Source organism: Mesorhizobium sp. 2RAF45 (assembly GCF_052115225.1).
GTDB classification, from domain to species: Bacteria; Pseudomonadota; Alphaproteobacteria; order Rhizobiales; family Rhizobiaceae; genus Mesorhizobium; species Mesorhizobium jarvisii.
Window position 1 is genome coordinate 873,483 of record NZ_JBFRGG010000001.1, and the last position, 24,343, is coordinate 897,825.

Genomic DNA, 24,343 nt, shown 5'->3' on the forward strand with positions numbered 1-24,343 from the left:
GTTAACCGTAGAGTGCAGCGGAGCAGTATGCTGCACCGTGACGGCGCACCTGAGTCCCGGCATGGATCCCTTGGGCTGCGGAGCAGCTCCAGGGGTCTGCGCCGCGTCGCTACGCTCCTTGCTCCGCCCGTGGATGACGAAGGGAGAGGCGACTCGGCCGACTGTCGACGTAGGCACCGGCCGCCACCTCAATGCACGGCCGCGTACATGATCTTCTCCTCCGTCGCCTCCGCCGGCGAAAACTCCTCGACGATGCGGCCCTGTCGGCAGACCAGTATCCGGTCCGACAGGTTCATGATCTCCGGCAAATAGGACGAGATCACCACGACGGCCAGACCCTCATCCGCCAGCCGGTTGATGATCTGGTGGATCTCGGCGATGGCGCCGACGTCGACGCCGCGCGTCGGTTCGTCGAAGATGACGATGCGCGGCTGCTGCACCAGCCCCTTGCCGATCACCACCTTCTGCTGGTTGCCGCCGGACAGTTCGACGACGCGGGCATTGTCGTTGATCGCCTTGATGTTGAGCGTCTTCGTCCATTCGGCGGAAAGCTGCCGCATCTCCTGCTGGTTGATCACCCAGGCCTTTTCGCGGCCCGCAGCGAGCAGCCCGCCGAACAGGTTTTCGGCAATGCCCATCGTCTCGAAAATGCCTTCGCTCTTGCGGTCCTCGGTGACGTAGACGATGCCGTCGGCCACAGCCTCGCTCGGCACGAGATAGCGCACGGGCCTGTCGTCGAGCTCGATCGCGCCGCCGCGCAGAAAATCGCGCTTGTAGATGCCCGAGACGATCTTGAAGGTCTCAGTTCGCCCGGAACCGATCAGCCCGAACACGCCGGTGATCTGGCCCTCGAAGATCGAGAAGGAATTGTTGCGCACGACATTGCTCATCGAAATGTCCTGCACCGACAGCACTTTCTTTCCGGCCTTGCGCAGCTTGGCCTCGTCGCGCTGGCGGTAGATCTGGCCTGATAGTGTGCGCCCGACCATGGCGGCGACGATCTTGTCGCGGTCGAAGGCCGACGTGTCGTCGGTGATGACCAGTTCGCCATCGCGCAAAATGGTAATGCGATCGGCAATGGCAAGCGCCTCTTCCAGCGCGTGGCTGATGAAGACGATGGAGACGCCGCTCGCCTTCAGCCGGCGGATCAGCGCGAAGAAGTGGCGCTTTTCTTCCGGCGTCAGCGTCGCCGTCGGCTCGTCGAAGATGATGATCTCGGCATTGTGGTGCACGGCGCGCGCGATCTCAACCATCTGCCGCTTGGCGGCGCCCAGCGTCGCCACCATGGCGTTCGGATCGACGGGGAAATTCAGCGACTGCAGGAATTGCTGTGCTGAAATATACGTGCCGCGCAGCCGGTTGAGGAATTTTTCAGTGCCGAGATAGAGGTTCTGCGCCACCGTCATCGACGGCACCAGGCTGGTTTCCTGGAACACCATGGCGATACCGGCCTCGAGGGCGGCATGCGGCGAGGCGTAGGCGATCTCACGGCCCTTGTGAAACATCTTGCCCGACGTGGCGTCGACCACGCCGGCGATGATCTTGGTCAGCGTCGACTTGCCGGCGCCGTTCTCGCCAAGCAGCGCGTGGATCTCGCCCTTGCGCAGCTCGAAGCTGACATTCTTGACCGCGGGCACACCGCGATAGTTTTTGGTGACGTTTTCCAGGCGGACGATCGGTTCCATCAAAAACCTCCCGAAACGAGGTCGACGGCCAGCACGCAGTCGCCGCCCTTGCAGGCGATGAACAGCCGTCCGTCCTTTTCCGCCACGCTGCAGATGCCATGGCGTGTGCCGTTGGCGCGGCTGTGCAGGCTGAACTGCGGCTGCATCTTCGCGTCGAGCCGGACCACCAGCCCGTAGGAACGGCTTGGCGACCACGGCTTGTGGATGCCCATGGTGCGTATGCCGCCGCATTGCAGCGGCTCGAGGAAGCTGCGGTTGGAGGCGAGCGCCGGCGCGATCCAGTAGGCCGGCGGCACCTGGTCGATCATGTCCTGCCGGTAGTGCGTTTCCTGCAGCACGAATTCGATCAGCCGGTTGCGCGGCGCAAACAGCGCCAGCCAGGCGCCGCCATCGCCGGCCGGCGCAAGCCGCGCGGGATAGCCAGGCAGATGCGTCAGCACCGTCGAGTGGCTGCCGGTGGCGCCGTCGAAGCGGATGAGCTGATGGCGCCAGCTTTCGCTGACCAGCACGTCCCGGCCGATTGGATGGAGCCCATAGGGGAAAGCGAGATCGCCGGCCACCTTGCGGAACGCGCCGCCCGTGGCGTCCCGCTTCCAAAGCGAACCGGACGCACCCTTCTTCATCAGATCGGCCGCCCATTGCGACGGCGCATGCGCGGCCGAACCATTGGCCAGCCACAACGTGCCGTCCTCGGTATAGGCAAGTGCGGTGATGCAGCTGAGATCAGCCGGCAGCGAAACCTCCTTGCCGGATATCATATCGGACGAGATGGCATCGGTGATCGCCTGCGCACCGGCGTCGACCACCCAGTTCGGATCGCGCGTCTCGAAGGTGCCGCCCCAGGGCCTCGACCTCCTTTTTCAGATAGTGCGCCCAGCCTTGCGCCAGGTCGAAGCCCATCGCCAGCGGCACCAGCATGACCCGCTTGCCCTTGAGCGCCTGTGCGTAGGCCGCCGGGCCCGGATCGTCGGCGGCGAAGGTCGGCGCCACTAAGGCAGTAACGGCGAGCGCCGTTGCTGCGGCCATAAATGTCTTGATCAGTCTCATGTCACATCCTCTGGTTCGGTTTTCATTGCCGGCCGATCGTCGCGATCGCGCCGGGTACCCCGAGCAAGATGGGCTAGCCCATCTGCTCTAAATGTCGCCCTGTTGCGCGGTCTGCTCGTCGCGCGGATTGATGATGCCGTCGACGATGATGGCCCCGAGCAGGATCGCCGCCTTGATCAGGTTCTGGTAGAGCAGCGGAATGTCGATGATGGTCATGGCATTGAGCAGGATGCCAATCAGCGCCGCCCCCACCAGCACATTGCGCACCCCGCCTCGCCCGCCGGACAGGCCGATGCCGCCGATCACCGCCACCAGCACGATGTCGTAGAGCAGCGTCGAATTGACGACGCGCGTGTTGATCGAATGCAGGCTGGACGCCGTCAGCAGGCCGGCGATCAGCGCCACGAAAGCGGAGAGCACGTAGCGCAGCACCAGCATCGGCCGCACCGGAATGCCGATGTTGCGGGCGGCGACCGGATTGTCGCCGGCGAAATAGATGTAGCGGCCCCATTTGGTGTAGCGCAGGAACAGGAAGAACAGGAAAGCCAGCCCGGCGAAGACGAACACCTCGATCGGGATATCGAGAAAGCGCAGGCCGCCGAGCAGTTCGACCCAATGGCCCTGCGGCACCGGAACCGCGTCCTGCGTGATCAGTTGCGAGCGCACATAGCCGAAGACGAAGGAGCCGGTTGCCAGCGTCACGAAGATCGCCGGCACGTCGGCATAGGCGACGAGAACGCCGTTGAGCAGGCCGATGGCGAGCACGCCGGCCACCACATAGGCGAAGGCCAGCCCGTCCGAGGTGCCGGTGTTGAGCAGTTGCAGATACCAGGCGACCGACATCGCCATGATCGCCACGGCCGACAGGTCGATGCCGCGGCCGATGATGACGACCGCCATACCGAGCGCCAGAATGCCCAGCACCGACACGGATCTGACGATAGCGACGAGGTTGTTGGGGTCGATGAAGCCTGGCAGGCCGATGGCAGCGGCAACGAACAGCACCACCGCGATGGCAAAGACAATGCCTTCCTGATTCAGGCTCCTGAGATTTAGCCAGCCGATCGCATTCATGTCTGCATTTGCCCCGATGGCAGCGCTGCCATCCCGAAAGCAAAAGCTAATCGGCTCTGCGCCGGTTCGTCAAATGAATCCGAGTTCAGAACGTGGCCATATGCCGATATTCGCCGAGTGGACGCATCGATTGCCAAAACTGGTGCAATGCCCGGAAAATCCTGCATTTTTGGCAATCGATTGCGCCATCGCAGCCATTCGCGAAAGTGCGGCATCAAGGCGAAAGGATGAGGCGGAATTTATCTCCGCTTCAGGCGAGAAAATCCGATTCTCAATTCCTCGGCGCGTGGCCGGAAACCTCGGCGCCAGCGCCGGGCGGCAGGACGACAAAACGCAGCGCCGCGACCAGCCCGATGGCGCCGATCACGAAAAAGGCTATTCGAAAATCGACGAGGTCGAGCGCCGGCTGCGCCCTGGCAATCTGCGACAAATTGAGAATCGCCGCCGCCACGGCGACGCCGAACAGCATCGCCACCTGCTGCAGCATCGAGGACAACGTCGCCGCCGAGCTGCGCTGCGCGGCTTCGATATCGGCGAAGGCCAGCGTGTTGAGCGCGGTGAACTGCATCGAGCGCGACAGGCCGGCGATCAGCATCAGCGCCACCACCAGTGCCTGCGGCGTCTGCGGCGAGATCACCCCGCAAGCCATGATCGAGGCCGAGGCGATGATGCCGTTGACCACCATCACAGAACGGAAACCGAAACGCCGCAGCGTTGGCGTCGTCACCGTCTTCATGCCGAGATTGCCAAGGAAATAGGCCAGGATCATCAAGCCGGCATCGACGGGCGAGAGGCCGAAGCCGAGCTGGAACAAAAGCGGCAGCAGGAAGGGCGTGGCGTTGATCGCCACCCGGAATATGGTGCCGGCGGCGAGCGTCGAGATGGCGAAGGTCAGCACCTTGAACGAGGAGAGGTCGAGCAGCGGATGCGGAGCGCGCCGCAGATGCCGCACCGCCAGCCAGCCGATGACGATGCCCGCCGCGATCAGCGCCACTGTCGGCAGCATGCCATCTTCCGGGTGCGCGATGCGCTCGAGGCCGTACAGCAGGCAGGCGAGCCCGAGCGAGGTCAGGAAAAACCCGAGCCAGTCGAGCGGCTTGGGATCGGCCTCGCGATCGCTCGGGATGAAGCGGGCAACCAGTGCCAGCCCAACCAGCCCAAGCGGGATGTTGATGAAGAAATTCCAGTGCCAGGACAGAGTGGTGGTGATGAAGCCGCCAAGCACCGGACCGACCACCGGCGCGAACAGCGCCGGCCAGGTGATCAGCGCGGTGGCGTTGAGCAACTCGGATTTCGACGCATTGCGCAGGACGAGAATCCGGCCCACCGGCGTCATCAGCGCGCTGCCCAGCCCCTGCACGGCGCGAGCGACGACAAATTGGGTCAGATTTCCCGAAAAGCCACAGGCAAGTGAGGCCAGCGTGAACAGCGCGATCGCCACGAGAAAGATGTTGCGCGCACCGAAACGGTCGGCGAGCCAGCCCGACAGCGGCACGAACACCGCCATGGTCAGCATGTAGACCGTGATGCCGATGCTCATTGCCACGGCCGGCACACGGAAGGATTCCCCCATCTGCGGCAGCGAGGTCGAGATGATCGTCGAATCCAGCAGCTGCATGAAGAAAGCGATTGCGACGATCAGCGCCACGCGCCGCGCATTGGTGGCCGTTTCGGGTAAGGCTTCAGTCTCGGGAATGGCAGTCATGTCGATCCGGTTTGAACAGCATTTAGCCGGCAGCGTCCAGACACAGCGCAACAAACTTTCGTGTCGCGCCGCGGCCTGCTATGGGATGAACGGGGTGATCGAGGAAAGTGCGCGCATAAAATGAAGCCGATCTATATCGACTATCTCAATGCCCTCGACATCGAAGCGCTCGCCATGACCGATGGCGAAATCATCGCCGCCGTCGAGGCGGGCTTGGTCGCCCAGGGCAAGGGCCAGACAGTGATCGAGCCGCGCGTCCATCTTGAACCGGATCCATCCTTCCACGGCCATTTCAACGTCTTGCGCGGGTATGTGGCGCCGCTCGACACGGCGGGCGTGAAAATCGTCGGCGACTATGTCGACAACTATCTGCACGGCCTGCCCTCGGAATTCGGCATCCTCAATCTGTTCGATCCGCGCACCGGCACGCCGCGCGCCATTCTCGACGCCACCGTCATCACAGACATGCGCACTGGTGCGCTCACCGCGATCGGCGCCAAGCATCTGGCGCGCAAGAATTCGAAGGTGCTCGCCCATATCGGCGCGCGCGGCACTGCCTATTGGAATGTGCGGCTGCTCGACCATCTCTTCGATTTCGACGAGATCCGCGTCCATTCGCGCCGACCGGAAAGCCGCGACGGTTTTGCCGCAAAACTCTCCGCCGATCTCGGCAAGACAGTCACGGCCGTAGCCGACTGGAAAAGCTGCGTCGAAGGCGCCGACATCGTCGTCGAGGCCTCACGGCTGCCGGAGCCGCAGCCGCTGCTCAAGACCGAATGGATCAAGCCCGGCGCGCTGGTCGTGCCCTATGGCACGATGAGCGCGGTGGAGCTGTCGCTGACCGACATCATGCAGAAGATGGTCGTCGACGACTGGGGCCAATGCAAGGGCGGCAAGTTCGGCTCGCTGCGCGCCCATGTCGAGACCGGACGGCTCAGCGAAAAGACGCTGCATGCCGAGCTCGGCCAGATCGCCGCCGGCCTCAAGCCAGGCAGGCAGAGCGACGACGAGACCATCCTGTTCTGGCATCGCGGCCTGTCGCTCTCCGACATTGCGCTGGGCAAGGCGATGCTCGCCAAGGCAGGAGAAAAAGGCATCGGCCAGAGGCTGCGTTTCGCATGAGCGCGCTCGTCCTAGCCGGAGCCGGCGTCAGTGTCGGTGATGTCGCCACCGTCGCCCGCCAGGCGCGCAAGGTGGAGATCGGACCCGATGTCATCGGCAAGCTGGACAAGGCGCGAAAAGTGCTCGACCAGGCCGCCGCCTCAGGCCAGCAGATCTACGGCCTGAACACCGGGCTTGGCGCCAATCTTGGCACCTCCGTCGAAGGCGACGCCAGCGCCTTCCAGCGCCAGTTGCTGCAGGGCCGCAGCGGCGCGGTCGGCGAAACTCTACCGGTCGAGGCCGTGCGGGCCACGATGGTCGCCCGCGCCTCGATGCTGTCGGCCGGCGGCTCCGGCCTGTCGCCCATGGTCTTCGTCGCTCTGGTCGACGCGCTCAATGCCGGCGTCCATCCGGTGATGCCGTCGCTCGGCTCGATCGGCGCCGGCGACCTCGTGCTGATGACCGCGCTTGCCCGCCTGCTGATCGGCGAAGGCGAAGCCGACTATCAGGGCCGGCGCATGCCGGCGACCAAGGCGCTGATGATGGCCCGCCTCGCGCCGATCAGCCTGGCTCCCAAGGACGGACTGTCGCTGATCAACGCCTCGGCGGTCTCCGCCGGCAGCGGCGCCCTCGCGATCACGGATGCGCTGTCGGCGCTCGCCCAGCAGCAGCAGGCCGGCGCGCTGACCATGGAAGGTTTTGGCGCCAACCGCACCATCCTCGATCCACGCCTGCAGATGGCGCGGCCGGCTGCCGGACAGCAGGAGGCGGCGAAGGCCTTGCACGACCTTCTCGCCCGCGACGAGATGCCGGCGCCCACCACCATTCAGGATCCCCTGTCGATCCGCTGCATGCCGTCGATCCACGGCGCGCTGATCGAGGCGATCGGCCAGGCAAAGAGTGCTGTCGAGATCGAACTGAACGCCGCCGCCGACAACCCGCTGGTGATCGGCGACGACGAACTGGTGATGTCGACCGGCAATTTCCACACGGCCGCACTCTCGCTTGCCTTCGAGACGCTCGGCCTGGCCATCGCGCAATGCGCCGCCGCGAGCGTCGCCCGCTTCATCCAGCTCACCGGTTCAGGCCGCAACGGCCTGACCAAATATCTGTCGCCGATCGGCGGCGCCTCGGCCGGTTTTGTGCCGCTGCAGAAGACGGCGACATCGATCCTGGCTGCCATCCGCCACAAGGCCAATCCGGTGATGCTCGACTTCCTGCCCGTTTCGGAAGGCGTCGAGGACCACGCGACCCAGTCGCCCCTCGCCGTTTCGAAATGCGCCGGAATGATCGCGCTGTGGCGGCGGCTGATCGCCTTCGAATTGATGGCCGCCGCCCAGGCCGTCGACCTGCGTGAGGGATTGACGCTGGCGCCGCGCACTGGCGCGATCTATGCGGCGGTGCGCGCGCATGTATCGATGCTGAAAGACGACCGGCCGCTGGGGACCGACGCCGAGGTGCTCCACGCCATGCTCGCCGATGGAGCGTGGCGAGGCGCTGCGGCGGTCAGCAAAGAAACCGAATAATCAGCTCTTCGCGTCTACCCTTTTCATGAACAGGCTGAGCTCGGCCGGGTCCATGTGCACGACGTGCCCGTCCTCGGGATAGGCGCCGCTGTTGACATCGGCGACATATTCGGAGAACGCCGCCACCCGCTCCGCTTGCAGCCGGTCATACTCGGCGGCGAAGTTGCGATAGACCTTGGAGTGGCGCGGCATGTGGCCCCGGTTCTGGCCGAGAATGTCGTCGGCGAAGAGGTACTGTGCGTCGCAGCCCGAGCCCGCCCCCATCGACAGCATGATCAGCGAGGTGCGCTCGGAAATCGCCTTGGCCACCTCGACCGGCACCACTTCGATCTCGGCGCCGACAGCACCGGCGGCCTCCAGCTGCTTCACCGCTTCGAAAACCTGGATGGCTGTGTCGGCGGTCTTGCCGACCGCCTTGAAGCCGCCGGTCCAGGTGGCGCGCGACGGAATGAGGCCGACATGGCCGATGACGGGGATCGCATCGTCCGCCATCCGCTTGATCGTGGCGTAGCCGGCGCTGCAATAGACCGCGTCGGCGCCCGCCTTGTAGAGCCGGAACGCCCAGCGCAGGAAATCATCCGCCGTGCCGATCTCGAAGAAATTCTCGCCCGGCATGGTGAACAGGCTGGGCGCGGCATCGCGATACTCAGGGTTGAGCACCAGTTCGGGCGGTACCGAGACGATATCGACCCCTGCCCGCTCGGCGGCCTGCGCCTCGTCCAGGTTGAGCACGCGCAGCATGGTCAGCTGCCGTTTGCCCTTCATCGCGCGCAGATCGGCGACGGTCGGTCTCTTTCGGCTCATGAAAACGTCCCCTTTGTGATGCTGGATCGGTTGCCGCGCGTCAAATCTGGATCATCACCTTACCGGCCTCGATCTTGACCGGATAGGTCACGAGATTAACGCAGACCGGCGCGCCCTTGGCGGCACCTGTCTTGTAGTTGAAGCGGCCATTGTGCTTGGGGCATTCGATGATGTCGTCCATCACCAGCCCGTCGGCCAGATGCGCCTTCTCATGCGTGCAATGGCCGTCGGTGGCGAAGAACTCGTCGTCGGGCGAGCGGTAGATCGCGAAGGTGCGGCCGCCATGGTCGAAGCGGATGACATCCTCTTCCTCGACATCATCCACCGCGCATGCTTCAACCCAATAGGCCATCTCGGTCTCCTGCAAAAAATTCGCGATCGCTATTCGGCCGCAGCCGACATATCGACCTCGTGGAACTCGCCGCGATAGGGCCTGGCCGTCGGCGGCAGTTCGCGCTTGAGGTAATAATCCTCGTATTTCAGCTGCCTGAGCAGCACCGGCCAGACCTCGCGATAGGCATGCCACATTGACGGGTTCGGGTCCGGCAGATCGTGCTTGATCAATTCATGCAGCCTGGGCAGCGCGTGATACGGCACCATCGGGAACATGTGATGTTCGACATGGTAGTTCATGTTCCAGTAAATGAAGCGGCTGACCGGGTTCATGTAGACGGTGCGGGTGTTGAGCCGGTGATCGACGACATTGTCGGCCAGGCCGATATGCTGCAGCAGGCCGGTCATCACCATGTGCCAGGTGCCGTAGAGGCGCGGCAGGCCGACTAGCACCAGCGGCACCCACGATCCCAGCGCGATCGCGAAAGCGATCGTCGCAACGTACACGGCCATGTGCCAGCGGGCGGCGACGACCGCCCTGTGCTGTTCCATCTCGGGGATGTAGCTCGTCTCCTCCTCCGACAGCGTGCCGAAGGCCTGGCGCACCAGCGTCGGCAGCGAATAGCGGAAATCGAGAATGCCGGTGAAGGCCAGCGCCGCCTTCAACAGGTCCGGCGGGCGCATGACCGCGATCTCGGCGTCGCGGCCGACGATAATGGTGTCGGTGTGGTGGCGGGCGTGACTCCACCGCCATTGCACGGGATTGCGCATCAGCATAAAGGAGGCGATGTGGTAGACGACATCGTTCATCCAGCGCGTGCGGAAGGCCGTGCCATGGCCGCATTCGTGCCAGCGCGAGTCGCTCGACGAACCGTAGAGCAAGCCATAGACGAACAGGAACGGCACCACCCACCACGAGCCCCAGAACCAGACGATGCCGGCGGCCGAGCCCAGGATGGCGGCGAGCCAGATGATGGTGTCGCGGATCGCCGGACCGTCCGAGCGCTGCATAAGCTCCTTCATCGCCTTGCGCGGCACGTCGGTGTGGTACCACTCGGCTGAGGCCAGGCCAGTCTCGATCGCGGCCCGCGTGCTTTCGCCGACCAGGCTGTAATCGCGCTTCGTCTTGGCCGTCGTCATCGTCACCTCCCGCGCGGCACCTAGAGGCCGTTGGCGCGGAATTTTCCGTCGAGGAATGTTTTCGCGCGCGGCACGTCATCCTCGGTCAGATGCTCGATGATGACCGGGATGTTCGGGTGCTTTTCGCTGAGCCGCCTCAGGTAAAGATCATAGTTGAGCGAGCCGAGGCCAGGAGCCGGCAATTCGATCTCGCCGACGCCGCGGAACGTCAGTCCCTCATGCGCGTCCTGGTCGCCGATGTCGGCGTGCTTTTCCGACTTGTCGCTGCCTGAGCGCTTCACATCCTTGGCATGCGCGATCCGGATCTTGTCGGTCAGCGTGTCGAACACCTGGTTCAGCACCTGGTCCATGCGATCGATGTTGTGCGCCTCGAAGTAATTGGTCGGGTCCATCAAGAGGCCAAGGCCGGGATGGTCGACCTGCGCGAACATCTTCACCGTCTCCTCGACCGAGCCGACGACATTGTTGACGTAGGTTTCGAGCAGGAAGACCGCGCCATGGTCATAGGCGGTCTGGGCAAGATCCGAAATCACCTTGCGGCATTCCTCGAAACCTTCCTCGGTCTTGTTCCTGGGGTGATGCACCCAGTCGGACTCGGTGTTGTAGGTCCCGGTCTCCGAGATCACGTAGGGCGAACCGAATTCGCGCGCGTTGCGGATGATCTCCTTGAGATAGCCGACGCGTTTCTCACGCTCGGCTTTGTCGGGATGGATGATGTTGGTGTAGCCGGAGATGCAGCAGACCGGCAGATTGTGATCGCGGAACATGTCGCGCACGGTCCTTGCCTTGTCCCTGGTGATCTGCCCGGCCGTGAGATCGATATCCCGGAAATGCAGGTCGAGCTGTACGGTGTTGAAGCCGAGCGCGCGGATGCGCTTGGCGGACTCGTCGAGTTCGTAGGGAAAGTAGCCGGTGAAGATCCCTGCCTGCATCATGATGTGAGCTCCTCCCGGTAAACGATTCAGCCGCCACGCTTATTGCGCGGTGGCGTACTTTCAGTTGGTCGAGATTTCAGAAAGCCTGACGGTGCGGCCTTCCGCCATCGAGCGATAGCCGGCCTCGACCAGCGCCATGGTCTTGACGTTGTCGGCAACGGAGAGGGCCGGTGGCGTGCCGGTCTTCACCGCATATTGCAGCTGCTCCATCACGCCGATGAAGGCATGCGGAAACCACATCGTGTCCCAACTCGGCGTCACCCACTCGCCGCCTGTCGTCTGCGTCGAGGCATAGGTCAGCGTCGAAGCGACGCCCGTCGGCCAGCCGATCGTGCCCTTGGCGACACCCTTGGTGCCGTCGACACGCCAGTTGATGTGCTGGTCGTCGCGATAGCCCTGCTCGCGCGGACCGGACCAGACATCTTCCAGCGAAACGGCGAGCACCCCGGAGGGGAAGCGCAGCGTCGACACCGTGATGCCGTCCGAATGGTCGAAAGTCGTGCGCGGATCCTTGCGCGTCAGCGTCGTGATTTCGTGGGGATCGCCGAACAGGAAGCGCAGCACATCGAGATGATGCACGCTCATATTGGCAAGCGTCAGCCGATCGTAATCGGCAAGGAAAGCCTGCCAGTGCGGGATCGCATGCATGTCGATCTGCGCGAAGACGATGTCGCCCAGCGCACCGCTGTCGATGATCTGCTTCAGGACGCGCATCGACTGGTCGTAGCGCATGTTCTGGTTGACCGAGAGGATCTTGCCTGACTTGGCGGCCTCGTCGCGCAGCTCGACGGCCTCCGCCACCGACAGTGCCAGCGGCTTCTGCGCCAGGATCGCCTTGACGTGCGGCTGCTTCAGCGCGTGACGGATGAGAGCCGGCTGCTGGTCGGGCGGAAAGGCAAGGTCGACGATCTCGACCCTGGAATCCTCGATCAATCGCTCGGGCGTATCGTGAACGATCGGAATATCCCAGCGCCTGGCCACCTTCTCGGCGCTGGCCTTCGTCCGCGAGGCGATCGCCACCACCGGGAAGCCTGCTTGCGCATAGGCGGCCAGATGGCATTCGGCCATGATCATGCCCGCACCGACGCAGCCGATCCGGTATTCCCTGCTGCGAACCTTCACATCCGGTTCGAAATCCGCGCCTGCCATCCATTCCTCCCTGGAGGACAGCATATAGCGCCAGGGCTTGCCGGTCAGCCAAGGCCGGCACCATCATTTCCCATCAGCGACACCAATCACCGGGGGCAGCGTTTATTGGGCTTTATGGATGACCGCCTCGCCCTGCTCACCGACACGGACGGCGATCCGGTCGCCGGAAGCAATCCCTGCAATGTCGCAGATCACCAGCGGCATATGGATGTCGTAGAGAAACTCGGCGACGATGGCGCCCACCGCCAGGATCGGGTCCGGCCGCTCCAGAAGAATGCCGGCCGGCGCGGTGCCCCGGCGGATCGCTTCGGCCAGGACAGAGGACGAGGAGGATGAGCCTCGCCCGCTTGGCATGACCAGGATCCTGCCGGCGACATTCTGGCCCAGCCCAGGATGCGAATGGTCGATGATTTCCCCCGTCTCGGCATCGATGCCGCCCCAGAAACTGAGCGGCTGCGAGAACACCAAAGCCGGGCCATCGGCCTCACCGGCGAGTTGAAAAGTGCCCAGCCGATCGACGGCGTCCTTTGCAACGGGTTGCGTCATGAGGCACCTCGCACGACATGTCCGGCAGCGGCGGAGCGGATGCAATCCGCCATCTCGGCGAAGGCGACCGTCACGCCGATATTGCCCGGCGCGTAATGCGCCCACTTGCCGGAATTGGTCATCACCACGCCGTCGAGCCGCTCGATGATGGAGGTGACATAGGTGCAGGTGTCGGCGACCGGGATCAGGCCGAACGCCTCCATGCCGGTCAGCGCGCCCTCCTCCTGCAGCCGCGTCAGCGTCGCGCGACCGGTGTTGACATAGATCGGGATGCCCCTGCCCGGCGCTGCCTCGCGCAGCATCGGCAACAGGCGCGTCCATTCCTCGTGCGAGAAATGCGGCGTGCCCAGCGAGACGGCGGCGAGCGGCGCCCCGTCGGCCACTCCGGACAATCTGGACAGCGCATGATCGATGTCTGCTGGGGTGATGCGGATCGTCTCATCCGGCGCGTGGCCATGAAACGCTTCGTCTGGTGTGTTGGCCTCCGGTGTGATGCCGACCGCATGGAACAGTGCCACGGCACCGGTCGTCGCGGCCGCCGCGCCAAGCGCCTTCAGCTGATCCTCGTCGCGCGGCTGCGGCAGGCCTGATATGACCGGAATGCGGTCGCCACTGGCTTGTCCGATGATCAGCCCGACGCCGACGAACAGGCTGTCGTTTGGTTCGGCCTCGCCGATGTCCAGTTCGAACAGGATGCGGCCACGCCGGTTTTCGCTCAGATGCAGGCCCCAGGCCGGCGCGCGCCCGGTCATGGCGCAGCACAAATCGATGAAGTCGCCATAGCGGTTGGTGCGCGCGCCGATCACCGAATTGGCAAAGACGATGGCGTTGGATTCGCCCCAGGCGACCTGTTGGCCGAATTCAGGCCGGAACCGCGTCTGGTAAGGCGCGCAAGTGAAGGTCGCCTGGCAGCCAAGCTCCAGATGCGCCTTCATCAGCCGCCGCGCCGGCACCTCTTCCGACGCCGGCATCTTCACCATGCCGGGATGGATGAGGTCGAACGAGCCGACATTGAGCGTCGTCGGCACCTGCACCCGCCCGCCGCCCTCGACCAGCCGTTCGACGAAATCGAGCCCGGCCTTGCCGTGATAGAGGCAGCCATCGATATGGGCGCCGCTGATGTCGAGCAGGCCGCGCGCGCCGATCGCGTTGGAGAAGGCGACCAGGATTTTCATGGCGGCGGCGGCCGACGGGCCTTGCTCGCCGTCGAGCATGGATTGGTCCTGTGCGGTCAGTTCTAGCGTCATCGGAATGCTCCGGGCTTATGCCTGACAGGATGGTGGGAAGCACCCCCCTCTGCCCTGCCGGGCATCTCCCCCGCAAGGGGGGAGATTGGCCGTCATCTCTGCTTTCGCAAATTTTCAGCTTTGCCGGAAGAGCAGCAGCGCCAAAGCTGCCGATCTCCCCCCTTGCGGGGGAGATGGCCGGCAGGCTAGAGGGGGGTGACGGGCGCCCGCCTCCCCCATTTAGGCCTAATTGGCCGCAATCAACACCGTGCTCTCCGGCGACCAGCGCAGCACCACGTCCTGCCCCTCCGCCAGCCGGTCGGCGCCGGTGTTCTGCACGATGACCTTCAGCGTCTGGCCGTCACGCTCGACGAAATAGGTGCTGTTGTTGCCGGCGAAGATGCGCTTGGAAACCTGCCCCTTCAGCGTGTTGGCATCGCCATCCGAAGCTCCGGCATCGGTGGCAATCCGAATGCGCTCGGGCCGTACGGCGCAGCTCGCCTTGGCGCCGGCGGCAAGCGTCGCGCCCGCACCTGCGGCAATCGCCGTGCCGTCCGGCAGGCGGATGCCGTTGCCGGTCGTATCGCCGCGAAAGATGTTGGCGTCGCCGAGGAAGGTGGCGGCGAATTCGCTTTTCGGCCGGTCGTAGATTTCCTCCGGCGGCCCTTCCTGCACAAGCCTGCCGTCGCGCAGGATGCCGATGCGGTCGCTCATCGTCAGCGCTTCTTCCTGGTCATGGGTGACGAAGATGGTCGTGATGCCGATCTCGCGCTGGATGCGCTTCAACTCGATCTGCATGTCGACGCGCAGCGCCTTGTCGAGCGCGCCGAGCGGCTCGTCGAGCAGGAGCACGCGCGGCTTGGTGACGATGGCGCGCGCCAGCGCCACGCGCTGCCGCTGGCCGCCGGAGAGCTGGTGCGGACGCCGGCCACCGAGCTTGCCGAGCTGGACGAGATCGAGCGCGCGCTGCACTTCTGTCGCAATTATCGCCTTGGCCTCGCCGCGCACCGAAAGGCCGAAGGCGACATTGTCGGCGACGCTCATATTGGGAAACAGTGCGTAGTTCTGGAACACCATGCCGATACGCCGCTTCTCGACCGGCACCCGCTCGACGCTTTCGCCGCCGATGGAAATGCGGCCGGTATCGGGAAAATCGAAGCCGGCGATCTGGCGCAGCAGCGTGGTCTTGCCGCTACCTGAAGGCCCAAGCAGCGCGTAGAAGCCGCCATCGGCGAAATCGATGGAGACATCGTCCAGCGCCTTGTGTGCGCCAAAGCTGCGCGAGACATTCGATACCTGCACGCCGGCCATTATTTCTCTCCGCCGAATTTGAAGAAGCGTGCCGTCAGCAGCATCAGCGCCATCGACACGACAATGATGATGGTCGAGACCGCATTGATCTCGGGCGTGAAACCCTTGCGGATCGCGGCGTAGATCTCGACCGGCAGCGTCGTCTGGCCGGGCGTCGACAGGAAGTAGGAGACGACGAACTGGTCGAACGACACGGCGAACGCAAACAGCCCGCCGGCAATGACGCCCGGCATGATCCACGGCAGCGTCACGCGCATTGTGACCTGCCACTGGTTGGCGCCGAGCGAGCGCGCCGCCTCTTCCAGCTCCGGCGCGAAGGTCTGCAGCCGCGCCGAGACGACGACGATGACATAGGGCAGCGCCAGCGCGACATGGCCGAGCAGGATGGCGAACAGGCCGCGCCCGATGCCGACGCCGAAGAAGAAGATCAGCATCGCCGTGCCGGTGATCAGCCACGGAATGGCGATCGGCGGGAAGAGCAGCGCCTGCAGCACCTTCTTGCCGCGAAATTCGTAGCGGTAGAGCGCCAGTGACGCCGCCGAGCCCAGCACCACGCTGATCAGCGTGGTGATGATTGCGATCTCGAGGCTGTTCCAGGTGGCCGCGATCAGCTGGTCGTTCTGCCACAGCGAGGCATACCATTCGGTCGTCCACTCGAACGGCAATTGGTAGAAGGGCGAGACGTTGAACGACATCAGCGCCATTATGATGATGGGCAGATAGAGGAAGGCGAGCAGCAGGAAGATGTAGAGGCGGCCAAGTCCTTCGAGGATTCGGGTGGTCGCCATCACGCAGCCCTCCGCAGCACCGGCGAGGCGATCGCCAGAATGACCAGCACGACGGCGAGCAGGATGAAGGACAATGCCGCTCCCAGCGGCCAGTTGAACACGGCGACGAACTGGTCCTCGATGACCGTGCCGTAGAAAGTACCGGTGCGGCCGCCGAGGATGCGCGGCTCCATGAACGAGCCCACGACGGGGACAAAGATGAGCGCGGCACCGGCCACCAGTCCCGGCATCGACAGCGGGATGATCACCCGTTTCAGCACCTGCAGCCGCGAGGCGCCGAGCGAGCGCCCGGCCTCGATCAGCGAGTCGTCGATCGCCTGCAAGGTGAGATAACAGGTCAACACCATGTAGGGCACGTAGGAGTGCACCAGCCCGATGATGACGGCCGGATAGGAATACATGAGATCGATGTTGATCTTGAACGGCAGCACGGCGTTCAGCGCCGTATCGAGTATGCCGCCTTCGCGCAGAACCATCGCCCAGGAGAAGATGCGCACCAGCCCGTTCGACCAGAACGGCAGGATGACCAGCAGGAAGATCGCTTCGCGGCTGCGGCCCTTCAGCACCTTGGCCAGCACGTAAGCGGCGGGATAGCCGATGACGACGCACCACAGCGTCACTTCGAGCCCAAGCCGCAGCGAGGCGAGCAGCAGCGTGAGATAAAGGCTCTGCGAGAAGAAGGCGGCGTAGTTGCCAAGGGTGAAAGCCCAGGGCTTTCCCGACAGCGGCAGGTCGGTCATGAAGGAGAAAAAGACCATGGCCGACAGCGGCAGGAAGATCGCCACCGTCAGCCAGAGATAGGCCGGCGCCAGCAGCGGCAGAGCCGATCTCAACCCGCTGCGCGATGCGGTCGCGCTTTGTGCTGCCATGCCACCCTCCTCCCCAGGATTGAAAGCACCAGCCGGCGCGAACCGCCAGCTGGTCCGGACGTGCGTTTTATTTCACGTCGACCTTGAGCTGCTGCCAGAGCGCCAGATAGGCCTCGCGCTGGGCATCGGTGATCGGCGCCTGGAACTGGATGCGCTTGGCGACCTCGGGATCGCCCATCACCTTGCGGTTGAAGGCATCCTGCGGCAGCGCCTCCACCGCCTTGGTGTTTGCCGAGACAGGCGCGCCGACCTTGGTGACCCATTCGACGTAGAATTTCGGGTCGATCATCCAGTTGATGAAGGCCTGCGCGCCTTCGACATTCTTGGAGCCGACCGGAATGGAGAAGGCATCCAGCCAGGCGACGGCGCCTTCCTGCGGAATGACCAGCGAAACCGGCAGCTTGAAATGCGTCTTGGCACGGTCGGCCGAGCCGCTCCAATAGGTGCCGATGTCGATCTGGTTGGAGGCGACCATCTGGTTCCAGTCGTTCTCCGAGCTCCAGAAGGTCTTGATCTGCGGCATCAGCGAGGTGAGCTTCGTCTTGACCGCATCCATATCCTTGATGTCGTTGATGTTCTGGCCGGTGGCGATAGCGCCGAACTGCACCGCCTCGACGGCGTCGTCGCGAATGACGACGCGGCCCTTGTGCTTGGGATCCCACATTTCGGCGATCGACGTCGGCGGCTTGTCGAAGGATTTTTCATTGATGGCGAGCGCCGTCAGGCCCCACACCCATGGCACGCCATAGACCTTGCCGTCATGGTCGAGCATCGGCGAACCGGCCTTGTCCTTGCTGATGTCGGCATAGTTCGGCAGTTTCGAGGTATCGATCGGCTGGATCAGCTTTTCCGCCATCGCCTGGTCGTTGAAGGCGGCGTTGATCATGACCACATCGTAGAGGCCGGGATTGGTCCGGATCTTGGTCAGCATTTCCTGTTCGGAGTTGAAGAAGTCGTTGACGACCTTGTTGCCGGTCGCCTTCTCGAAGGCGGCGACCGCCCAGGGTTCGTCGGCGCCGTAGCCTTTCCAGTTGAGCACATGCACTTCGGCGGCACTGGCGGCCAGCGTGAGTGCGGTGGTGAAGACGGCGGTCGCCGTCAAGAGAGCAGTCAGTCTTGGCATGCGCATGTTGGTTCCTCTCTTTGTTTGCCCGCTTAGCGGGGCTTGTCAGGCTGTCTGATGGGCCTTCTGGTTCTGGCCCGGCGCGCCGGTCGCGGCGGCCTGGCTCAGGAAAGTCTGGATTTCCTCATCGGTCGGCGCCGATGAGCCGCCATGGCGTGTCACCGAAATGGCGGCTGCCGCATTGGCGTAGCGCGCCGCCTGGAAGGGCGGCACACCACGCGCCAGCGCACTGACGAAAGCGCCGATATGGCTGTCGCCGGCGCCGTTGGTGTCGACCGCCGTGACCTTGAAGCCGGCAATGGTCTGCGCCGTGCCGTCGGCCAGCCTGACATGGCAGCCCTTGGCGGCCGAACGGATGACGACACCGGCGGCCCGGGGGCAATAGTCGGCAAGCAGCCGCGCCGCCAGGCTCTCGACATCACCTGGGCCGGCAATCTCGGCCGCCTCCGTCGCGTTGCAGCTCAGCCATGTGGTGCGGGAAAGCACGCGCGACAGGATGGGACGCGGAATGTCTGAAATGACCGGCGTTGGGTCGAAGACGAACGGCGTTTGCGCAGGCAGCGCCTCGATCCAACCGGTGAGCGCGTCGCGGCTGCCGGGATAACTCAGCGTATAGCCCGAGGTGAACGCCCAATCACCGGGCGCCACCGATACCGGCGCCATCATGTCGAGGGTGAGAACGCTCTCCGCACCAGGCCAGGAGACGAAGGTGCGCTCGGCATCGCTCGAGATCATGGCAACGCAATTGCCGCTGTCCATATCCGGCGATGGCGGCGTCAGCGTCTCGATGCCTTCGGCGGCGAAGGCGGAGCGCAGGAAATCGCCGTTCGGCCCGCTGCCGAGTTGCCCACCGAACACCACCGTCATGCCGGTGCGGCTGGCCGCGACCATCATGTTGAAGCCGCCGCCGGCGACCCGGGCAAAGCTCGATGCCGTCTTCTCCGTGCCCGGCGCCGGCAAGGCGTCGATGCGGTAGACATAGTCGACCACCGCGCTGCCGATATGGACGAGGCGCCCACTCATGCCGCCGCATCCTTGCCGATCTTCGCCACCCTTGCCGCCACGAGATCGGCGGCAAGCGCGCGCACCTCGGACATGTCGATGCCGACAAGCCGGGCAATATGCTGCTGCGGCAACCGCGAAAAGCCGGTGCAGGCGCCGGCCATGCCGGCCGCGATGGCGCCGATCGTGTCGGTGTCGCCGCCGAGATTGGCACTGATGACTGCCGCTTGCCAGGGATCGCCGCCGGCGACTTCCAGCACGGCGAAGGCGGCCGGAACCGATTCCTGGCTGGCGACGCCGGTGCCGACCAGGTCGGTGATCAGCCGGATTGCATCCCCCGCCACCTTGCCGCGCACCAGATCCTGCGCCCAGACGATACGCGCGGCGATGTCGCCGCCGGTCACCCAATGGCCAAGCGTCGCCCCTCGCCTCGCCGCCGCGACGGCACTGTCGGATGCGGCGCGCGAGTCGCCGCCGGAAACACCGCGGCTGACGGCGGCCGCAACCGCTGCGGCCGACGCTATGGCGATCGAGGTGTTGTGCGTGGCGCGGCAGGTCTCGGCCACCTTGGCGACGAATGCGTCGAGCGGCTCCAGCGGCATCATGATGCCGACCGGCGCGATGCGCATGGCCGCCCCATTGGTGTCGCCACTGCGCCCCGCTTCCTCGGCCGGCACGCCATTGTTGATGGCATCGATGGCGCGCTTGGTCGACGGCCCCAAAAGATCGTAGCTGCCACGCGCCTTGACCTCGCGCTCCCAGTCGAGCAGCGCGTTGACCCAGCGTGCATGATCGAAACGGTCGCCTGACTCGACGAGAATGCGGCCGAGCAGCAGCGCCTGTTCCGTATCGTCGGTGATGGTGCCGGCCAACAATCCCTTCGACACCGGATGATCGGCGAAGGGCGCTACGAAATCGTCGACATGACCGTAGAGCTCGGCAATGCGGGCCGGCGACAGGAGCTGCGTCGGCATGCCGAGCGCGTCTCCCAGCGCCCCGCCGACAAGCGCGCCCATGGCACGATCGAGAATGGTGTTATCCGCCATCGCTCAGAACCTCATATGCAGCGCGAAATGCGCCGGATTGAGCAGGCTGGTGACATATTCGATCGGCCGGTCATCGGCCGCGCGCGTCAGCCGGCGGCCGCGCAGGAACGGCGTGCCTTGCGGGCAGCCCAGGATCGCCGCATCCTCGGCATTGAGCATCTCGATGCCGACCCATTCCTCGCCATGGTCGGGGATGAGGCCGGCATCGCGCAGCGTCTGGTGCAGCGAGCCTTCGCGCAGGCCGCGCAGCGGCACATCCTCAAGCTCCGGCGATAGCGGCAGGCGGCTGCGCTCGATGGAAATCGCGTGGCCGTCGCTGGCATTGGTGCGCACACGGTCGACGGCGATGAAGAACGGGCTTTCGATCTCCAGCAAGGCGGCGAGATCGGCGTCTTCGATGACCTCCAGCCGCAGCGTCCTCGTCTCGGCATTGGCGCCGGCATTGGCCAGCGCCCGCGACCAACCGATGGCGTCGTCGACCGGCTTGCCGTCAAAGGTGACGAAGGAGCCGATGCCGACCTTGGTGGTGATCAGCCCGCGGCTGGACAGTTCCTCGAGGCCCTTGCGGACCGTATTGCGGCTGACGGAGAAGCGCTGGACGAGTTCGTTTTCGCTTTGCAGGCGGTCGCCGAAGCCGAGCACGCCGGAGCGGATTTCATGCTCCAGAACGGTCGCGATCTGCTCGGGCTTGCCCGTGCCGGGAGACAGTTGAACCGCGCGCCGCTTCATATGCATACCTGTTCAGTGAACCTGTATAGTCCTGTTCAATACATGGCTGTAAACCTCCTGTCAATGCGATGCCGAGACAGGTCAAACAGACCGCCCTTGTTCCCGGTAGTGTGGTAGGTTCCAGGTCGAAGGAGCAACATGTCCCAATCAACAGAGCATAAGAATCCTAAGCTGATCGTCGTGGCCGCATTCGACCGCGGCGAGGACGGTGAATTGTTTCCAGCCTTCGGCCCTGCCGACCAGCAGAGCGAAGACCGCGCCATACGCACCGCCCGAGCTCTGGCGGCAAAACATGTCGGCGTCATCGCCTGGAGCCGCGATGCCGACCCGACAGTTGGCGACTACGGCCCGCCGACCACGCTGTTTGTTAGCGGCGACGTGCCCGACATGGAGTAGGGGCGACGCCCCTCTGTAGGCTCGGTAAAATAAAATCTGGTTTTAATATTTACCGATAGAGAGGAACTGTTTTCTCTCGATACCGTTTACTTGCAGGTCGTTTATTCCAATGACCTCGATAGAGAGGAATTTCCAGATGAACTTCAAGATACTGACCATGGGCGCGATGGCGCTTGCAATGATGACCGGCTCGGCGCTCGCCGCCACCCACACCTCCGCGCTGGACGATCCGGCAAAGATGGCGCCCTTCTACACAGACTCCGGCATGAAAACCATGAAGTCCGAGAAGGAGTTCAAGGCAGCCTGGATGGCTATGAAGGACGAAGACCGCACCTCGATGACGAAGGATTGCGGCGACAGTGTCATCGGCAAGTCGCACGACAATTTCTGCAAGATGACCAAGCAACTCGGCGGCGCGAACTGACGCACCGCGATTGGGCGCAGGCCCGATTGACCATTTGGATAAGGCGGGCCCAGTGCCCGTCTTTTCCTTTCGGCGATACGCCCGCGACGCAGCCGCTGGCGGATTCAATTCGCGACAACGGTCCTGCAAAGGTGTAGCTTCAATCCTTGGAGCGGCAGGACGCCGCTCGTCTGGCTTTTGCCCATGTTTCAACCCATTGCGAATATCGAGGATGCGCAAACGCTGGCGCAGGCGATCGTCAACACGATCACCGAGCCATTCCTGGTGCTTGACGAGCGGTTTCGTGTGCTGGCCGCCAGCCGCTCCTTCTACAAGACATTCGAGGTCGACCCCGCACAGACGCAAGGTACGCTGCTCTACGCCCTTGGCGACGGTCAGTGGGACATTCCCGCGCTTCGCGTGCTTCTGGAGACGATCATTCCCGAGAAGACCGCCATGGACGGTTTCGAGGTCGAGCATGATTTCCCGCGGATCGGCCGCCGCACCATGCTGCTTAACGCCCGCAAGGTGCTTTACGACCACAGTCCGGCCGTCACCATCCTTCTTGCCTTCAATGACATCACCGCCCGCCGTGTCATCGAGCGCGAAAAGGAAGAGCTGCTGCGCCGCACCGAGGATCTGCTCCGGCAGAAGGACATGCTGCTGCGCGAAATGGAGCACCGGGTTGCCAACAGCCTGCAGATCATCGCCAGCATCCTGTTGCTGAAGGCGCGCTCTGTCACGTCGGAGGAGACACGCCAACACCTCAAGGACGCCCATCAGCGCGTGCTGTCCGTGGCCGAGGTGCAGCGCCATCTCCACACCTCGGTCGGCGTCGACGAGATCGATGTTGGCTCCTACCTTTCTAAGCTGTGCGGAAGCCTCGCCACTTCGATGGTTGGCGAGGCCCAGCCGATCGAAGTCACCGTAACGACCGAAGGCGGCAGGATGGACTCGCAAAAGGCAGTCAGCCTCGGACTGATCGTCACCGAACTGGTGCTCAACGCCATCAAATATGCCTTCCCCAAGGAAAAGGACGGCGCTCGGATCCAGGTGAGCTACGAGACCGCCGGCAGTGACTGGAAACTGACGGTTTCGGACAATGGCGTCGGCAAGATCGCTAACGACGTGCCGGCCACCGGCCTTGGAACAGCCATCGTGGAGGCGCTGGTGAAACAGCTCGAGGCCAAGGTGGAAGTCATCGGCGACAACGACGGCACCAGCGTCTCGGTCACCCGGGCAACGTTCACCTCACGGGTGCCGCGCGCGGCGTAAGAACCGTTACCACGAGGCCTGCCTTCCCGACAGCGCCTCGATCCTGATCTGATAAAAGAGATGGCTGCCCGAGGGCGCCAGGGCATCGCCGGGCTTCAGTGCTCCCGGCTCCCACCAATTCGCATGCGTGGCAAGAAGCGACCAGGCAAGCTGGCGGTCGCCATCGACGGGAGTGGTCATCCTTTCGGCGCTCGTCAAGCCGGCATCCGGATCAGGCGCTTTGGGCAATTCCTCGAACACGCCTTCCACCACGACGCTCCTCCAGCCATCGACACCCCCGACATCGTCGACCTGAAGGCAGACATGGGGGTTGGTCCGCATCCAGTCGACTTTCCGGCCGGGAAGCGAGAAACTGAAAATGGAATTCTCGCCGAAGGCGAAATGGACCGGCACCACATAGGGTTTATGGTCACGCACGCAGGCTAGGCGACCAAGGCGTTGCGCCTTCAAAAGGGCGACGCAATCCTGTCGCGTCATCTCCTTAATGTTCATCCAATCCTTCTTCCTGTTCAGGCCGCGCGATCGATGTGGCGTATCACCTTGATAGCCTCTGCTTTCGCGATGCCGATCAGCGCGTCTATGCTGTGGAGGTCTCGATATGGCCGCGAGCCGCCACAGGACGTGAAGATCATCGCGAGTTTCGCAGAGTGCCGTTCTGAGCGTTGCGGGCCTAACGCAAACTCAACTGTCTCGACGCCAGCCGGTTCCCACGGCTTCAACGCAAAAGCCCGCTCCGGGATACCGGGGCGGGCCTTGGAGGAGGATGAAGGGGTGGGACCCTCTCCTCTTGTTTCCACGGGGGGTGTGGACCGAAATCACCATACGCGAGTCCCGCGGAATTTCGGATCACAAGCCGGCTTGCTTGCATCACAATCCGGTGCGCCTCGGCCCCGGCGCGGTCACGAGATTGCGATCATCCTGCTTGCAGGCAGCTAGATGCGCCCCAGCACGACAAGGATGATGATGATAAGCAAGACAAGCCCGAGCCCGCCGCCGCCGTAGTAGCCCGTTCCATAGAACGGCCCGCCGCCGAGCCCGCTGAAGCCGCCAAGCAGCGCAATGACAAGAATGATGATGAGTATCGTGCCTAAGCTCATTTTTCCCGCTCCCTTGGGCGCTGATGCGCCGGT

Annotated in this window: 24 protein-coding genes and 1 pseudogene; 5 read left to right on the top strand and 20 right to left on the bottom strand. The window is 63.9% G+C overall.

The window, feature by feature from the left end:
• Positions 1 to 188: 188 nt before the first annotated feature.
• From AB4Z43_RS04250 to AB4Z43_RS04265, 4 genes and pseudogenes are all read right to left on the bottom strand, one after another.
• A complete protein-coding gene (locus AB4Z43_RS04250) occupies positions 189 to 1,685 on the bottom strand; it encodes a sugar ABC transporter ATP-binding protein (RefSeq protein ID WP_064983703.1) in 1,497 nt (498 codons plus the stop codon).
• Positions 1,685 to 2,732 (bottom strand): annotated as a pseudogene (locus AB4Z43_RS04255) (hypothetical protein). Before AB4Z43_RS04255 ends, AB4Z43_RS04250 begins: the two are co-directional and overlap by 1 nt.
• An 87-nt stretch (positions 2,733 to 2,819) precedes the next feature.
• Positions 2,820 to 3,806: an ABC transporter permease gene (locus AB4Z43_RS04260; protein WP_038647866.1), complete on the bottom strand. Its 987-nt coding sequence runs from the start codon at positions 3,804 to 3,806 to the stop codon at positions 2,820 to 2,822.
• A 271-nt stretch (positions 3,807 to 4,077) separates the two neighbouring features.
• The gene (locus AB4Z43_RS04265; RefSeq protein WP_441936051.1) at positions 4,078 to 5,511 is read right to left on the bottom strand and encodes a DHA2 family efflux MFS transporter permease subunit; all 1,434 of its coding nucleotides are present in this window, start codon (positions 5,509 to 5,511) and stop codon (positions 4,078 to 4,080) included.
• A 120-nt stretch (positions 5,512 to 5,631) separates the two neighbouring features.
• On the opposite strand from AB4Z43_RS04265, the gene AB4Z43_RS04270 reads away from it, so the two are divergent.
• Together AB4Z43_RS04270 and AB4Z43_RS04275 are read left to right on the top strand one after the other, a co-directional pair.
• Positions 5,632 to 6,633, top strand: a complete 1,002-nt coding sequence (locus AB4Z43_RS04270) for an ornithine cyclodeaminase family protein (protein ID WP_038647870.1) — start codon at positions 5,632 to 5,634, stop codon at positions 6,631 to 6,633.
• Positions 6,630 to 8,138 carry an HAL/PAL/TAL family ammonia-lyase gene (locus AB4Z43_RS04275; RefSeq protein WP_069092541.1) on the top strand — a complete coding sequence of 503 codons (1,509 nt, stop codon included), beginning with the start codon at positions 6,630 to 6,632 and terminating at the stop codon, positions 8,136 to 8,138. The genes AB4Z43_RS04270 and AB4Z43_RS04275 overlap by 4 nt, the downstream gene beginning before the upstream one ends.
• Here the strand turns inward: AB4Z43_RS04275 and AB4Z43_RS04280 are convergent, their stop codons facing one another.
• The 14 genes from AB4Z43_RS04280 to AB4Z43_RS04345 form a co-directional block, all read right to left on the bottom strand.
• Positions 8,139 to 8,942, bottom strand: coding sequence for a 3-methyl-2-oxobutanoate hydroxymethyltransferase (locus tag AB4Z43_RS04280; protein WP_441936053.1), 804 nt, complete (start codon positions 8,940 to 8,942; stop codon positions 8,139 to 8,141).
• A 40-nt stretch (positions 8,943 to 8,982) separates the two neighbouring features.
• Entirely contained in the window at positions 8,983 to 9,294 is a 312-nt protein-coding gene (locus AB4Z43_RS04285; RefSeq protein WP_069092543.1) for a MocE family 2Fe-2S type ferredoxin, read from the bottom strand.
• Between the two features lie 29 nt (positions 9,295 to 9,323).
• The gene (locus AB4Z43_RS04290; protein ID WP_441936055.1) at positions 9,324 to 10,415 is read right to left on the bottom strand and encodes a fatty acid desaturase family protein; all 1,092 of its coding nucleotides are present in this window, start codon (positions 10,413 to 10,415) and stop codon (positions 9,324 to 9,326) included.
• 20 nt (positions 10,416 to 10,435) lie between these two features.
• A complete protein-coding gene (locus AB4Z43_RS04295; RefSeq protein ID WP_441936057.1) occupies positions 10,436 to 11,350 on the bottom strand; it encodes a sugar phosphate isomerase/epimerase family protein in 915 nt (304 codons plus the stop codon).
• A 60-nt stretch (positions 11,351 to 11,410) separates the two neighbouring features.
• A complete protein-coding gene (locus AB4Z43_RS04300) occupies positions 11,411 to 12,499 on the bottom strand; it encodes a Gfo/Idh/MocA family protein (protein WP_038652960.1) in 1,089 nt (362 codons plus the stop codon).
• Between the two features lie 102 nt (positions 12,500 to 12,601).
• Positions 12,602 to 13,045 carry an aconitase X swivel domain-containing protein gene (locus AB4Z43_RS04305; protein ID WP_038647878.1) on the bottom strand — a complete coding sequence of 148 codons (444 nt, stop codon included), beginning with the start codon at positions 13,043 to 13,045 and terminating at the stop codon, positions 12,602 to 12,604.
• On the bottom strand, positions 13,042 to 14,292 hold the full coding sequence (locus AB4Z43_RS04310; protein ID WP_038647880.1) for an aconitase X: 1,251 nt from the start codon (positions 14,290 to 14,292) through the stop codon (positions 13,042 to 13,044). The genes AB4Z43_RS04305 and AB4Z43_RS04310 overlap by 4 nt, the downstream gene beginning before the upstream one ends.
• 225 nt (positions 14,293 to 14,517) lie before the next feature.
• Entirely contained in the window at positions 14,518 to 15,582 is a 1,065-nt protein-coding gene (locus AB4Z43_RS04315) for an ABC transporter ATP-binding protein (RefSeq protein WP_441936060.1), read from the bottom strand.
• A complete protein-coding gene (locus AB4Z43_RS04320; RefSeq protein WP_019859259.1) occupies positions 15,582 to 16,370 on the bottom strand; it encodes an ABC transporter permease in 789 nt (262 codons plus the stop codon). Before AB4Z43_RS04320 ends, AB4Z43_RS04315 begins: the two co-directional genes overlap by 1 nt.
• Entirely contained in the window at positions 16,370 to 17,239 is an 870-nt protein-coding gene (locus AB4Z43_RS04325) for an ABC transporter permease (RefSeq protein WP_010910396.1), read from the bottom strand. Before AB4Z43_RS04325 ends, AB4Z43_RS04320 begins: the two co-directional genes overlap by 1 nt.
• A 67-nt stretch (positions 17,240 to 17,306) precedes the next feature.
• The gene (locus AB4Z43_RS04330; protein ID WP_010910397.1) at positions 17,307 to 18,368 is read right to left on the bottom strand and encodes an ABC transporter substrate-binding protein; all 1,062 of its coding nucleotides are present in this window, start codon (positions 18,366 to 18,368) and stop codon (positions 17,307 to 17,309) included.
• A 39-nt stretch (positions 18,369 to 18,407) separates the two neighbouring features.
• A complete protein-coding gene (locus AB4Z43_RS04335) occupies positions 18,408 to 19,385 on the bottom strand; it encodes a PfkB family carbohydrate kinase (protein ID WP_441936063.1) in 978 nt (325 codons plus the stop codon).
• Positions 19,382 to 20,410 (bottom strand): ADP-ribosylglycohydrolase family protein, encoded by a 1,029-nt coding sequence (locus AB4Z43_RS04340; RefSeq protein WP_038647887.1) that lies wholly within the window; start codon positions 20,408 to 20,410, stop codon positions 19,382 to 19,384. Before AB4Z43_RS04340 ends, AB4Z43_RS04335 begins: the two co-directional genes overlap by 4 nt.
• A gap of 3 nt (positions 20,411 to 20,413) precedes the next feature.
• A complete protein-coding gene (locus tag AB4Z43_RS04345) occupies positions 20,414 to 21,139 on the bottom strand; it encodes a GntR family transcriptional regulator (RefSeq protein WP_038647889.1) in 726 nt (241 codons plus the stop codon).
• Positions 21,140 to 21,277: 138 nt separating this feature from the next.
• On the opposite strand from AB4Z43_RS04345, the gene AB4Z43_RS04350 reads away from it, so the two are divergent.
• The 3 genes from AB4Z43_RS04350 to AB4Z43_RS04360 all read left to right on the top strand — a co-directional run bounded on the left by AB4Z43_RS04350 (position 21,278) and on the right by AB4Z43_RS04360 (position 23,213).
• The gene (locus tag AB4Z43_RS04350; RefSeq protein ID WP_441936066.1) at positions 21,278 to 21,535 is read left to right on the top strand and encodes a hypothetical protein; all 258 of its coding nucleotides are present in this window, start codon (positions 21,278 to 21,280) and stop codon (positions 21,533 to 21,535) included.
• Between the two features lie 136 nt (positions 21,536 to 21,671).
• Positions 21,672 to 21,959: a hypothetical protein gene (locus tag AB4Z43_RS04355; protein ID WP_027047048.1), complete on the top strand. Its 288-nt coding sequence runs from the start codon at positions 21,672 to 21,674 to the stop codon at positions 21,957 to 21,959.
• A 183-nt stretch (positions 21,960 to 22,142) separates the two neighbouring features.
• Positions 22,143 to 23,213, top strand: a complete 1,071-nt coding sequence (locus tag AB4Z43_RS04360; RefSeq protein ID WP_019859268.1) for a sensor histidine kinase — start codon at positions 22,143 to 22,145, stop codon at positions 23,211 to 23,213.
• Between the two features lie 6 nt (positions 23,214 to 23,219).
• Here the strand turns inward: AB4Z43_RS04360 and AB4Z43_RS04365 are convergent, their stop codons facing one another.
• Together AB4Z43_RS04365 and AB4Z43_RS04370 are read right to left on the bottom strand one after the other, a co-directional pair.
• Entirely contained in the window at positions 23,220 to 23,705 is a 486-nt protein-coding gene (locus tag AB4Z43_RS04365) for a pyridoxamine 5'-phosphate oxidase family protein (RefSeq protein WP_441936068.1), read from the bottom strand.
• Between the two features lie 440 nt (positions 23,706 to 24,145).
• A complete protein-coding gene (locus AB4Z43_RS04370; protein ID WP_064983672.1) occupies positions 24,146 to 24,310 on the bottom strand; it encodes a DUF3309 family protein in 165 nt (54 codons plus the stop codon).
• Between the last annotated feature and the right edge of the window lie 33 nt (positions 24,311 to 24,343).